This is a genomic window from Deltaproteobacteria bacterium (genome assembly GCA_018668695.1).
GTDB lineage: Bacteria > Myxococcota > XYA12-FULL-58-9 > XYA12-FULL-58-9 > JABJBS01 > JABJBS01.
The window spans coordinates 1-13510 of sequence record JABJBS010000207.1; the positions used below are offsets into that span (position 1 = coordinate 1).

At 51.1% G+C, this 13510-nt stretch carries 11 protein-coding genes; 1 reads left to right on the forward strand and 10 read right to left on the reverse strand.

The features are described from left to right. On the reverse strand, positions 1-1064 hold a 1064-nt coding region (locus HOK28_10990; protein MBT6433611.1), incomplete at its 3' end, for a hypothetical protein. Continuing rightward, entirely contained in the window at positions 1058-2599 is a 1542-nt protein-coding gene (locus tag HOK28_10995) for a PEGA domain-containing protein (protein MBT6433612.1), read from the reverse strand. The genes HOK28_10995 and HOK28_10990, both read right to left, overlap by 7 nt. 168 nt (positions 2600-2767) lie before the next feature. Between HOK28_10995 and HOK28_11000 the strand changes: the two genes are divergently transcribed. Beyond that, positions 2768-4723, forward strand: coding sequence for a PAS domain-containing protein (locus HOK28_11000; GenBank protein MBT6433613.1), 1956 nt, complete (start codon positions 2768-2770; stop codon positions 4721-4723). A 527-nt stretch (positions 4724-5250) separates the two neighbouring features. On the opposite strand, the gene secF is transcribed toward HOK28_11000, so the two are convergent. The 8 genes from secF to HOK28_11040 all read right to left on the reverse strand — a co-directional run. Continuing rightward, on the reverse strand, positions 5251-6426 hold the full coding sequence (gene secF / locus HOK28_11005; GenBank protein ID MBT6433614.1) for a protein translocase subunit SecF: 1176 nt from the start codon (positions 6424-6426) through the stop codon (positions 5251-5253). An 8-nt stretch (positions 6427-6434) separates the two neighbouring features. Continuing rightward, on the reverse strand, positions 6435-8213 hold the full coding sequence (secD, locus tag HOK28_11010; GenBank protein MBT6433615.1) for a protein translocase subunit SecD: 1779 nt from the start codon (positions 8211-8213) through the stop codon (positions 6435-6437). A gap of 16 nt (positions 8214-8229) precedes the next feature. Next, positions 8230-8571, reverse strand: a complete 342-nt coding sequence (yajC, locus tag HOK28_11015; GenBank protein ID MBT6433616.1) for a preprotein translocase subunit YajC — start codon at positions 8569-8571, stop codon at positions 8230-8232. A 147-nt stretch (positions 8572-8718) separates the two neighbouring features. Further along, complete coding sequence (gene tgt / locus HOK28_11020; protein ID MBT6433617.1) at positions 8719-9849, reverse strand: tRNA guanosine(34) transglycosylase Tgt; 1131 nt, start codon at positions 9847-9849, stop codon at positions 8719-8721. A gap of 7 nt (positions 9850-9856) precedes the next feature. Beyond that, positions 9857-10888 carry a tRNA preQ1(34) S-adenosylmethionine ribosyltransferase-isomerase QueA gene (gene queA, locus HOK28_11025; GenBank protein MBT6433618.1) on the reverse strand — a complete coding sequence of 344 codons (1032 nt, stop codon included), beginning with the start codon at positions 10886-10888 and terminating at the stop codon, positions 9857-9859. A 97-nt stretch (positions 10889-10985) separates the two neighbouring features. Continuing rightward, positions 10986-12341 carry a hypothetical protein gene (locus tag HOK28_11030; protein ID MBT6433619.1) on the reverse strand — a complete coding sequence of 452 codons (1356 nt, stop codon included), beginning with the start codon at positions 12339-12341 and terminating at the stop codon, positions 10986-10988. 10 nt (positions 12342-12351) lie between these two features. Continuing rightward, entirely contained in the window at positions 12352-12975 is a 624-nt protein-coding gene (locus HOK28_11035; protein MBT6433620.1) for a penicillin-binding protein activator LpoB, read from the reverse strand. Positions 12976-13011: 36 nt separating this feature from the next. After that, a partial coding sequence (locus HOK28_11040; GenBank protein MBT6433621.1) for a trypsin-like serine protease occupies positions 13012-13510 on the reverse strand: 499 nt, incomplete at its 5' end.

A 13510-nucleotide genomic window follows, 5' to 3' on the forward strand; every position in this document is an offset into this window, starting at 1 on the left:
CCAATCACGCCCGTATCGTTACGGCCACCAATAAGAGCGATAGAGCTTGCTCCGACCTTAACCGCGCTGTGATGAGCACGCCCCTCCAATAAATTTGGTCCACAAGTAGCCTCGCCCGTTGCTGGGTCGTAAATCTCAGTGGTCACCAAGTAACCGTTCACGCAAACATTATCAGGCTCGAGGTCATTGCACGGATCGTCGGGGTCGCGCTCTGTAGCTGGGGCATCAGGATCACAAGTTCCACCCGCCAATAAAACGCGTCCGTCGGATAGCAGAGTGGCGGAATGATAGGCCCGTGGGTCGCGCAGGGTCGCTGGCGTACCAAATTGAAGCGTCTCGGAGTCTAGAGTGAGTGCCAAACGCCATATTTGAGTATTCACGGTCTGACCGTCAGCCTCGACATAGCGCCACTTTCCCCCCGTATAGAATATATTACCGTCGCTAAGCGTGGTCGCCCGGTGACCGCGGCGCATCCATTCTAAGTCTGGTCCTTTCGAGAAGGTTCCAGCCACAGGGTCGAAGACTTCCGTAGTTTCCCAAAAAGTGGCCAAGTTTCCGCGCTCGCGAACCCCACCCACAATCGCAACTCGGCCGTCCGGCAAGAGTGTAGCCGTATGGTCTCTTCGGTCCGCAATAAGCTCCGTACACTGGCGCGGATCGGCCGCGTTCGTTGTGTTGGCAAAAGTGTCTACCTTGCCAGGAATCACAGTAATATCAGTAGTCGTCGCACCTTGAATCCCTGAAAGGTCGATAGAACCGATGGTTGCACCGGCAATCGCTGCTCCCGGAGCACCAGAAGCATCTGAGGCCCTCGTCGTTACTGACACAACTGCATCACTCATCAACGGAACCAGTGGCAATTGGCCGCCGCCATCAGCCTTGCTCCAAGATGCCGCCTGAGAGAGACCCTCAGACTGAGAGTAAACTGTAATTTCGATATGTTCCGTCGCCGCCAACACGGACTGGTTACACGGATCGCTCACGGTAACATTGAGTTGAACTTCAGACGAACAGCCCACAACCAAACCTGCGGCTGCAACGACAGTTAAAAATTGCTTCACCATGTTACACTCACATTCACATCAGTCGGCGTGCCTTCATGGGTAGCAAGAAAATACGTTCCCACACCGGCGCCAGCGACTGCCACCGCAATGCTGGTCCAAAACCACCACTTGTCCACGATGCTGTCGCCATCCTTCTTTGCAAGTTCGTTATCGAGATCGAGCCTAGCAAGCCCCAAGGCTGCTCCTGCTCCAACCGCCTCAGATGGCATAAGGTCTTGACGCTTAGGCACAGCTGTTGAGCGAGAACGAGGCTTTCGAACAGCCACTCGGTCGTCTTTGTTAGCATCTCGTTCAAGTCGGTCCTTAGGTGGCGCTGACGCCTTTGAGGCTGCCTCCACTTCGTCTGAACTCATGAACATCACAGTTCGTTCACGTCTTTGACGAGGCCGTCGCACCGATTTACCAGTGCTAACACCCTCAATAAAGTCAACTTCACCCCGGATAGGATCTGTGAAACCCTTCATCTCTTCGCCCATGCTAGACACCAGAGTCGATGCTTCGATGCCCACTGATAGCATATCTACGTCAGGCGAGACTTGCTTCAGGCGTGACCACGTTCGGTTACGAACATTACCGATGTACCCGCCGCAGGATAAAAGCCCGGTACCTGGCCCAAGAGCCAGTACAACGACGTAATCCGCACCACGCTTGCGAGCTATGGTTCGCAGCTCTTTGCGCATTCCATTATCGAACTGATTTGCTTTAATCTTGTCTTCAAGGGTTTCCGCGCCCGACTCACCTTGAATTGCCATCGAGTCCATAATCAACGTCGTTGTATCCTTCGTAACCTTCGCAATATGTCCCGAATAGTTACGCCCCGTAGCGACGATGCGGATGTGGTTCTGACCGGTCATGACCTTATCGATGAGTAGCGGCGAGCGGCCCATTAAGCGACCATTTAAATAAACTTCTTGAGGCTGTGTGCTACCTGGTACCCGAATGGTTCCCGTTCCGCGGGCCATCACCTTGCTTCGGGTCTTGTTCAGCAGCGTAAGGAACATCGGCGGGTAATCTCGCGGATCGACCGTAAGGTCGGGGCGAACCACCAATAGCTTCTCTAGAACTTTCTTACCCTGCCGTTGCTTGCCTCGCCGTAGATAGGCAACAGACAGCATGACATGTGCTTCAACGAGGAGCTGATAGTCATCGAGCAGATCGATATCTTTTTCGAATTGTTTAATGACAGCCTGAAGCGGCTCGATGGCTCGGTCGAATTTCAGGCGTTCCATTTGCCGCCTGGCATCCTCGAGTTTTGCGATCGCTCGCCTTAGGTCGTTGTCGGTTTTACGCTTCCGACCGCGCTTCACTTTCTTACGAGCCTTGCTAGAGAAGCGGCCATCGATGATGAAAACTTCACCGCGTGCCTTGAGTTCGTCCCTTACCGCGTCAAGCATACCGCTCTTTGCGTTGTCGGGAATATCTTCTCCAATGCCGGAGACCGGCATCAAAAGAACCTTTGTCTGAGCTGAGGCATTAAAACTCCAGAGAGTAACAATGCTCAACAATGCGAGATAACGCCAAACCACTTTATTCAACCTCACATCTCCCCAACCCCAAAATTCGAAGTCCCATTTAAGCCTACACAAACCGACATGGTCAAGCGCCCCGTACCTATAAACCGCCCAAACCCGGCGGAGTTCTGGCCGCATCGGCAAAAATGCACTAACTTAGCAGCTAATAAGCACTTTTTGAGACCAGCAGACATGATCAACAATCACATCATCAGGCGTATCCTATTCAGCCTCATTGCTACTTGGCTGGTTGCAGGTGCTCTGGTAACCGCTCAGCGCCAGGAACAGCAGGCCGTAAGAGCCAGTCTAAATTTGATTAGTTCCGGTAACTTAGAAATACAGCAGAGCTTAGACCAGCTCCAGTTGCGCCATTCTCGAATCACCCGGCGGGTACGCGAAGCATTGAGCCTTGAAAGCTCATTTGAACGCGACTCCGTGCTGGCTTGGGCTGTTGATGGTTATGCCCGTGCCATGGAGGCCGGAAATGCTGATGTTTCTATGGCGCTTCAGTCAGCGCAAGCGAAGTCGGACTCCGAACAATTAACCTTAGACCTCGACCGGTTTTCACTTCAGCTGGATAGACTGCAAGGATTGGCGGGCTCCGTTGAAACGACTCTCAGTGACCTTATACCAACCCAGCAAAACGAGCTGCTGCGTTCATGGCCGCAGGCCACAGCAGCATTTCATCGCAGCGACAGCGGCTGGACCACAGCATTCACGACCGCCAAAGCCACCCTCACCCGCGCCATGGCCCGAGAGCAATCGAGACTTTCAAATCCCAATAGCGGGACCTTCCCTCATTGGGGATGGCTTGGCCTATTACTTCCTCTAATTCTCCTCTGGACCCTTAGTCCGCTTCGCCGGATAGTTCAGCTTTCCTTAACGGGGCAACCGGTACCCGTGCCACTTACCGAAACCGAAGCGCGTTTGGGTCGATTACTGTCGGTACTTCGACAAGAGTCGGAACGACTCCAATCTCAAAACACTGAATTCAGTGCTGAGCTAGCCAGGCTTTCGGTGACCAGTAGACGGCAAGAGAGAGACGCCGCGCTACTTCGAATCTATACGGACAACCTAGTGGACAACCTTCGTTCCGGGATTGTGGTGACCGACCCAGCCGGAACAGTGACTTCCTACAACCTAACGGCACGAAAGCTTCTTGAATTTGAGGAATCTGCTCAAGGTACACCTATTCACAACACTGCCCTTTACGCTGCCCTAGAAAAGAGCACGACCAGCGCGTCCCAGACCCTGACATCTATCCTTGAAAACGGGAAACTCGCGCGGTTTGAGGGTATTACGCTCAGCAGTGGTGACCGAGAGGCACTTTTAGATTTGCGGGTTGTTCCCTACTTGGATGAGAGTGGATCTCCTCGTGGACTGCTTTGGGTAGCAGACGACATTACCGAATCGGTTCAGATGAAAAACCAGCTCATCGCAACCGAACACATGGCTACGGTGGGACGTATCTCGGCCCAAGTTGCTCACGAGATACGCAACCCTTTAAGCTCCATCGGCTTGAATGCGGAACTGCTCGACGAGGAGTTTAGCCTGGGGCTTGAAGACCCTGCCAGGACCGAGGCAAGACAACTTTTAAGCGCCATAGCCAATGAGATAGAGCGTCTCAATGAAATCACCGAAGGTTACTTGCAGCTGGCTCGAATGCCGCGGCCAAAGATTCAAGAGTGCGACCTGAACACCTTAATCACCGACTTTATGGCGATGAGTAGACCTGAATTTAAAAACAATAACGTGGCGGTGGAACTAAGCTTGTCTTCGACACCGCCTATGACCCGAGCCGACCCAGGACAAATCAGGCAGGCTCTGCTGAACGTTGTTCGTAACAGCATGGAAGCCATGAATACAGGCGGCACCATTCGGGTAGTATCTGAACTTCAGGGATCCACTTGCGTCATTCACTTGCTTGATGACGGCCCAGGAATTCCCGAGAACCTCCGACACCGCATCTTCGAGCCGTTCTATTCCACCAAACAAGCCGGAACAGGGCTCGGATTATCGCTCACACAGCAAATACTCGCCGACCACGGCGGGACCATCAGCGTAGACGAGAATAAGCCTTCCGGCGCACGCATCACACTGAACCTTCCAAGTTTGACCGATCAGCCAAAAGAACAAAAAAGTACGTGACGAGAGAACGCCTAGCTATTTAGTAAGCAGGACGGACGGGCACGGATGGCCTCGACTTTTCACGCGATATCCTTGAGTGCCGTAACTAAAGCACTATTTCGACAGCAATAGCGATTTGAGCTACCGAGAAGCCCTGCATAGATTGGAAGACTTTAAAAAAGGTCGAGATTTCGTGCTAGCAAGTGATTACAACTTAACTATGCGCAGTATATACTTGGAACCATTCGACTTTTCAGTTTTGGGTGGTTTTGGGTCATGACGACTGGGCCAAACTAAGCAGGATTCATTCCAAATCTTGCCTTGACTATCCCCCTCAGCGGATTAACATCATGAGGCAGTTAGGTGTTGAGTGGTGGTGTGATGGTTGGGTGGTCTTTTTCGCAGTAGCCAACCGCAAGTCGATTACTCAGTCGTCGCGCCACCGGTCAACACCCTGCTCACTCCTTGAATTCACTCAAAATATAGGCAAAAAAAACCCCGCAAGACATACATCCTGCGAGGCTTCCCTCTTAGTTTTATAAGCTCGCTTACGCAGCGACCGCCGAAGACTTGCCTTTGTTTGCCGTAACCTTCTTCTCTGCTCGCTCGCGCAAGAAGATATAAGCAGGTGAAGCAATCGCAACTGATGAGTAAGTTCCCACAAGAACACCAACAGTAAGGGCAATCGAGAAATCACGAATGATTCCGCCGCCGACGATTAAGAGCGCCAACACAACCAACATCGTGGTTGCACTGGTAAGCAATGTTCGCGACAATGTTTGATTCAAAGAAGTGTTCACCAAATCACGCAGCGTACGGCCACGGTATCGCAATGAGTTTTCCCGAATACGGTCGTACACAACAATGGTATCGTTCAGTGAATAACCGACGATTGCCAAAATTGCTGCGATAACTGGGAGGTTAAATTCCAGACCCAGCGCCGAGAACACACCAACAGTAATTAATACATCGTGAATCAGCGCAAGCACCGCTCCAGGAGCAAATGCAAGGTCGAACCGGACTGCAATATAGAGAAGAATAAAGCCGAGCGCATAAACGATGGCCATGATGCCGTCGTTGCGTAGCTCTGCACCAACTTGTGGACCAACGAATTCAACTCGCTTAACAAGCTGCTCGCTAGAGGCCACGCCCGTACCCTCACGAAGGGCTGTCTCAATATCATCCGCTATCGATACAAGTCCGATGGAATACTCAGGACGGTCTTGACGGTCGCCACGAGTAACACCCTTCACATGGAGTTTATTCTTCTTCAAAATAGCATTCACCTGCTCTTCGGTGACTGGTGTAGCGAAGGCAACTGTAATGCTTTCGCCACTCTCTGCCATTGCCCAGTTAACCAAGCCATCTTCAGAGCCGGCCAAAGCTACAAAGTCGGCCCGGATTGCCGTCTTCTGCGCGCCAGTGATGCTACCCTGCTCGCGAACAAGCACGAGGTACTCGTTGTCTTCAACCGCGCCAAAGCGCTGCACGCGAAGACCCTCGAGACCGAGAGGAGCCAGATGGGACTTAACCTCGGCTTCATCAACCGCCTTCGGGAACTTAACCTGAATCTCATAGCCACCAGAGAAGTCGATGCCGAAGTTGAGGCCAACGACCGTCAAGAGCAGGACACATACGGCGAGTACGCTTCCGGAAGCTTTCCAGAATAGTGGGATTTTGCCAACGATGTCGAAACTTGGTTCTTTATCGAATAATTTCATCATCGACCTCCTTAAATGCTGAGCGACTCGAGCCGACGACGACTCGACATGAAGTCAAATATAAGCCGAGTCACAACAATTGCTGTGAACACGGAGCAGATAATACCAATGATCAGTGTAACGGCGAAGCCTCGAACAGGCCCGGAGCCGTACTGCATCAGAACTACACCAGCAATCAAAGTGGTGATGTTGGCATCCATAATCGTTGAAAATGCCTTGCCATACCCTGAATCAATCGCTGCCCGTGGCGTTTTGCCGATACGGAGTTCTTCAACGATACGCTCAAAGATAATAACGTTCGCATCCACCGCCATACCAATCGTAAGCACGATACCAGCCATACCTGGCAGCGTAAGCGTTGCCTCAAACATGGCGAGCACCGCCAATACGAAGAAGATGTTGAGAACCAGTGCGACGTTCGCTATAAGGCCACTGCCTCGGTAGTAGAATGTCATGAAAATCAAGACCATAAGAATACCGACGGTAATGGCCATCTTGCCACTGTCTACGGATTCAGCACCGAGTGTTTTACCGACCTGACGCTTCTCACGAATCTCTACAGGCGCCGGCAAGGCACCAGCCTTGAGAACCAATGAGAGGTCTGTGGCTTCTTGAAACTTCTTGCGAGTATCGCCAGAGCTTCCGAGCGTAATCATTGCACTGCCGCCAGCGATTCGATCCTGAATCTGAGGAGCACTGCTAACAACATCATCAAGGACAATCGCCATATTACGCTTCTTGTTAGCCTCTGTGAGGTTTTCAAAAATGCGAGCACCCTTTTGGTCGAATGTCATCGATACGTGATAATCAGATGGAAGATCAGGGTTTTGGTTAACCCGCGCATCAACTAGGTAATCACCCGTAATACCAGCCTTAGCCGTAAGCAGGTAAGTTCGTAAGAACCCTTCCTGATTTGATGAGGTTTCACCGAATGCAATCATCTTTTCATTGTCGATTTTAGACTCGAGAAGTTTGCGAACGGCTTCCTTCTGAAGCAATGGCAGCTCAAAATAATTGTCGACAACGGACTTACCGCCAGGGCCTGAAAAAGTATTTTGACGAGCAACTACACCCTCAGGCAATTCTGCGGGGTCGATACCGACAAAGATACTGCTGGCTTCTGCTTCAACAATCTTAAACTCCAACTGAGCTGTACGGCCAATCATATCCAGGGCGCGCTTAGGGTCTTTAACACCCGGCAGCTGAATGAGAATATTACTGGCACCACGTCGAGCAATAGTAGGCTCTGTAACACCGAATTGGTCAGCACGGTTTCGAAGCGACTTAATCGTCTGCTCGACAGCTGAACGTCGAACTTCTTCATCTCGCTCAGCAACTAAAGCGAGCGTATATCCCGTATCTTCACGTGTGATAGCTTCAAGCTGCCAAAAGTCAGTTCGAAGATATGTCTCAAACTGTGAACGGTCTTGACCCGGCTCGAAACCCACTTGGATCTCTAACAAGCCACGCGGTCGAACGACCTTGGTGAACTTGATTCCTTCTTCCTTCATGCCTTCATCCAAGGAATCAGCCAGACGGTCGAGACGCTGCTCAACAGCTTTCTCAACGCCAACACCCATTACAAGGTGGATACCACCCTGCAAATCGAGGCCGAGACTAAATTTGCTGCAGGTCATCCAACTTGGCATGGCCTCGCAAAATTGTTCATGAGAATCACGTTGTTCATCAGTTGCTTCGTAGAAGTAGTAATAGGAAGGATAAAGAAAATATCCAGCCAACCCTACGAAGCCGAGAACTAAAAAGAGACGGCTGTACCAACCATTGTCCATCAACTTGCTCCGACTATTATTTCTTTGCGGGAGACGTTACCGCCCATTTACCAGCGATACGGTCTTTCAAAATTCGAACTTTAACTTTGTCGGCCAACTCTACAGTGGCTACAGATTCATCAATGCTAACGACGCGCGCCCATAATCCACCGTTGGTCACTACTTCATCACCCTTTTTAAGAGCATTAAGAAGCAGTTCATGTTCCTTACGTTGTTTATTGGCAGGACGGATCAGCAAAAAGTAAAAGACAAAAACCATGAGGGCAACAAATGCCCAGTTCACGAGCTGAACTGTCGTAGACGGTCCTGCAGGCGCCTGGCCTAAACTTACTTCAATGAGATGATTCCAAACTTGCATAGGGCCTTTCCTTTCACACCAGTAGCAAGGTATCCCTTGCTCGCTCATGTGAGCGGCGGGTGTTACCATAGCCCCCCCAACAACGCAACGGTATAGGCGACCGCCGAGGGTGAAATTCCTTAATAGATTCGCGCGTTGAAGCTGGTTTTAAGTTCGACGTAACGGCGGCTCACCGAGCCACTCCAGTATCGCATCCGGATCAAACTCCCCATTGGCGATTTCGTCCCGTATTCTTTGCATCAGGCGCATGTAGAAAGTGAGATTGTGAAGGGTCGCCAAACGTAAAAACGTAATTTCGTGCGCCACGTAAAGATGCCGCAAAAACGCGCGACTATGGTTGGTGCAGGCGTAGCACGTGCACGTCTCATCGATAGGCTCCAATGCTGTTCGACAGGCACTTTTCTTAATATTGAGTTTCCCGCCAGGCACAAAGAGAGTTCCATTTCGCGCGTTCCGCGTCGGCATCACACAATCAAACATATCGATCCCGGAAGCGACACCACGCACAAGATCGCCGGGTGTACCGACCCCCATGAGATAGCGGGGCTTATCCTCCGGCAAGAGCGGCGTGGTAAAACGCACAATCCTATCGATGTCTTCGGGCGCCTCGCCCACTGAGACTCCGCCAACGGCATAGCCATGAAATGGCATCGCGGTAATTTCTTCCGCGTGCTTCTTGCGAAGATCTTCAAAGAGCGCGCCTTGCACGATGCCAAACCACGCCACATCGTCACGGGTACGTGCGTTGACCGCCCGCTGTGCCCATGCCGTCGTTCGCTTCACTGCCTTTTCAACAACTTCCCGCTCAGAATCCGCTGGCGGGCATTCGTCTAGAACCATAGCGATGTCTGGACCTAAGTTCTCCTGGAGTTCGACTAGCCTCTCCGGCGTGAGATTAAAAAGCGTTCCATCAATGTGGGAGCGAAACTTAACCCCGTCGTCCGTGACCTTGCGCATCTCGGCCAAACTAAAAACCTGAAAGCCGCCGCTATCGGTCAAGATAGCGCCTTTATTCGCTGCAAACTTATGAAGGCCACCAAACTCAGCTATGGCCTTATCGCCGGGTCGCAGCATCAAGTGGTAAGCGTTCGCCAGCGTAATGTCGGCTCCGAGTTCTTCGCGGTCTCGCTGGTCGAGTCCCTTTATCGTCCCGAGCGTTCCCACAGGCATAAACACCGGAGTTTCAATAACCCCGTGGCCCGTAGTAAGCCGTCCGCGCCGGGCCTCGGTAGCTTCGTCTTTGTGTAATAATTCAAATTCTATTGGGTTTTTCGACATTTCGCTCTCAAACAATCAACATGGCATCGCCATAAGAGAAGAACCTATACGACTGCGCAATCGCATCAGCGTAAATAGCTCGGGTTCGGTCAACGCCAAGGATAGCGGCGACCAGCATCATTAAAGTGGAGCCAGGCAAGTGAAAATTGGTAATCAACCCATCGGCGACGACCAGATCTTGTCCCGGATAGAGAAAGAGTTTGGACTCTCCCTCTAATTCGCCCGTGCGCCCCCAGGTCTCAAGTGTTCGCAGAGCGGTGGTTCCTACCGCTATAACCCGTCCACCACGTGCCTTAGTCCGTTCTATGGAATCGACCGCTTCCTGAGGGAGCCGATATTGCTCACCGTGCATCTCGTGTTCGCGAACATCTTCACCGCATTCTGGGCGAACCGGTAAAAAAGTTCCCGGACCCACATGCAATACAAGCTCGGTGAATTCAACGCCCTTGGCTTCAAGCAATTTATTCAGATCTGGCGTAAAGTGCAGCGATGCCGTGGGTGCCGCCACCGCGCCGGGCTCTTTAGCAAACACCGACTGATAATCGGCGAGGTCGCTTTCTTCGCCACCTTTTTCTCGGTCGATATAGGGCGGCAATGGCATTTGACCTGCCGACTCCAGCAAAGGCCAAATACTCCGGTCGCACTCCAGCTCGGCAAACATTCCATCTCGGCCGATGACCCGCAGCTCCCACTCACCCAGTGTGATAACTTTCCCGGGACGGAGCGCTTTACCTGGTCTTCCCATACAACGCCATCTGGTGGCGGTATGGATAGGCCCATTAAGCGGCCGCTCGAACAAAAGCTCAACATGGCCGCCCGTCGGTTTCTTTCCAATAACACGAGCAGGAATGACTTGGGTCTGGTTAACAACCAGAAGGTCGCCCCTCTCTAGCAAGTTCGGCAGCTCATGAAATATTCGGTGTTCAGAATCATCGCTACCCTTTGGGGCCACCAAGAGCTTGCAACTATCGGCTGGCTCAATCGGGTAATGGGCGATCAGTGAATCCGGGAGCTCATATTTAAATAGCTCTAATGGCAATGCCTCTGGTTTTGACACGACAATAAGCTCCGAGCCTCTCTTGGCAGAAAGGTATTCGAAAGAATTAGATTTAGGATGGGACGTTTATGAATAAAACTCAATAAAACGTTCGATGGCTTATGAATGCTGTCTTACCTGGCTTCAAAACCACTTCCTTGGAGTGGGTTTGAACTACCTGACCTCTTCCGTCAAGGTATTCTATAACAGCTTTATATTTTCCTGGCTTCGCGTAGAGTTCTCCGACATTCACCGCTGCAGGCAGAGTAATCCAACTTCTCTTGTCGGCTTCCTCCGCAATAGCGCTGCCCCAGTTCATTAAAACGCCCGCAACCTGAAGAAGGCTTCCGCCGTCGCCACCGACTTTCTCGCCGACGGCCTGAACGCCCTTGCTTGCAATATACTTCGCAATAGAACGAGCGATAGCCTTCGCCTTGATGCGCGCCATGTGGTCGTTGAGGTTCTCAACGGCTATCGCCGTAATATCTTCAACGAGTTCAGTCTTAGTCGAAACTTTTGTTCCCTCGAGGCGTACCCTCGCAGAAACGATGGTGTGTGGCTTGCGGATAAATTGCGGGTAAGCAACTCGTATTATGTCCCCATCGGCCTGGGCCGTCCAAAACATATCTCGCTTAAACGGGGCCTCACCATTGAGATGAATAAAAACCAATTCACCCAGTTTTCGTTTTTCACTCTGCACAATAAAGCGAGCGCTTGGGCTCGCCTTCCGTAACGCATCAAACTCTTCATTAAAATCAGCGCCCAGTCCATTCAGAACACGTAACGCGTCAGCCATAAGAAGACGCGGTGCTGCGGTGCCATAACGCTGCAGGTAATCAGTCTTATAAACCTTGATGGCCTTTTTGTAGTCAATCCAGGCATCGTTCAGTGACTGAATACCACCTTCAGTCTCAGCCAGCTTCCCCGCCAACCAACGAGCAAATGCATCATCTTTGTAAGCGCTGCGCTTGCCTTTATGACTCTGATTATAGAGTTCAAGCTTGTTCGTGATTTGTCGAGCTTCAACCCTCGCCGCACTGTAGTCACCCAGTCCAATATGGTTCAGAGCGCCCACAAAATGAATGAGAACACGCTCGAAATCTTCACCTGAATAAGAAAGAGCATTATCCGTGGTAAGCAAAGCGCCTATATTTTCTCGAACCGACTCGGTCCAAAGCTCTTGGGCTGCGATCTTAGCTTGCTCGATGTAGGCATTAGACTCTTTGAATCGGCCAGCACCATTGAGGACCATCGCCTTATCCATAAAAAACAGAAGACGGTTCTTCTCTGATTTATAGAAACTCTTTTTAGTCAAATCGAGATACTCGTTGGCTGCGTCGTAATTACCCGACACCAAATGAGGCCTCATTTTAACATAGTGATTCTGCATCCTCAGACCACAGGCCTGAATAGAGACACTCACAACAAGAATAGCGATAATCTTCAATGCGTTCATAGGCTGCTAATTACCATCTTACACGGTTTTGAGAAACCAGTTTTTTGATCTCATGGTCACCGATCCACACCTTTTCGCCGGTTGAAGAATGGAGCATTTCCATGTTCACCTTATACAGCTTCGCTTGCTTACCCTGAACCTGGTCAAGAATGGAGGTGACTCGCACCGCAACAACGTAGTCCGCGCCTGCTTCGTTGCCAATGCTCACACTGCTGTCGTCGCTTTGTCGGCCACTGGCTGCCCGGTCTTGCTCTTCCTCTATCGCACCAAGCTCTGCACCCTTTTGTGCCAATACTCGAGCCTTACCGCTATTAAGCATCGCTCGTTCGATGTTCTTGATGAAAACCTGCGCATCAATGTGCTCATCAGTCTTGTTTACGACTGACCGCACGCGAATGGCGGGTTTACGCCCTTCTTCTTGCGCGAAATTCTGAATCCATGCTGACGCGAAACAATCACGCAACAAGGCATCCGACACCATACGAGCGTCGGTGTCGTTCCAGTTTCCCGACAAGTCTGTTTGTGAGTCCGCGGCTACCCGCGTAACTTGGCGACTGCTGCCACGGTGACTAATACAAGCCATCATCGACATTGAGAGCAGTACACCCATAACTACCTTAATTTGCCTTCTCATTTTTTCCCTTCCTTAATCGGACCCGAATCATCGTTCCTAACGAAGTCTCATTTCGTCCATCATATTTTCTAACTCTCGAATTTGCTTACGGCGTAATTCCTTCAAGCTGTAAGGCCGCTTCGGCGTTAAAACTTTTTGCCTGGTCTTTGCTTTTTTTACGTCCAGTCGCTTACCAACCACTTGCTCCTTGGCTGGCTCTTTCTTCAGAACAACCAACTTCTTTGGTTTAGTCGGCGACGTTGGTAATGCAGCCAGCTTAGCATTCCCGAAGGATACAGAATGACCCATGGCATTGAGCCAATCAACTGCTACCGATGCCTTAAGTGCGAAGTTAACATCCGTTATCGCAACCCCATCAGCAGCCTGCCGAGATATCGATGTATTGATGCCGATCATCGCACCGTTCTCGTTAAGTAACGGTCCACCAGAATTGCCACGGTTGATTGAAGCCTCGGTTTGAAACACGTGCTTACCTTTGACGCCAGTAAAGTTCGCTATCAGCGTTGATACGGTCCCAGTCGTCAGAGTCCACAAC

Bases quoted from the DNA above. Each gene is read 5' to 3' on its own strand.
- secD (MBT6433615.1), bottom strand. From the start codon at position 8,213: ATGGACAATGGTTGGTACAGCCGTCTCTTTTTAGTTCTCGGCTTCGTA.
- HOK28_11030 (MBT6433619.1), bottom strand. From the start codon at position 12,341: ATGAACGCATTGAAGATTATCGCTATTCTTGTTGTGAGTGTCTCTATT.
- yajC (MBT6433616.1), bottom strand. From the start codon at position 8,571: ATGCAAGTTTGGAATCATCTCATTGAAGTAAGTTTAGGCCAGGCGCCT.
- secF (MBT6433614.1), bottom strand. From the start codon at position 6,426: ATGATGAAATTATTCGATAAAGAACCAAGTTTCGACATCGTTGGCAAA.
- HOK28_11035 (MBT6433620.1), bottom strand. From the start codon at position 12,975: ATGAGAAGGCAAATTAAGGTAGTTATGGGTGTACTGCTCTCAATGTCG.
- tgt (MBT6433617.1), bottom strand. From the start codon at position 9,849: ATGTCGAAAAACCCAATAGAATTTGAATTATTACACAAAGACGAAGCT.
- HOK28_11000 (MBT6433613.1), top strand. From the start codon at position 2,768: ATGATCAACAATCACATCATCAGGCGTATCCTATTCAGCCTCATTGCT.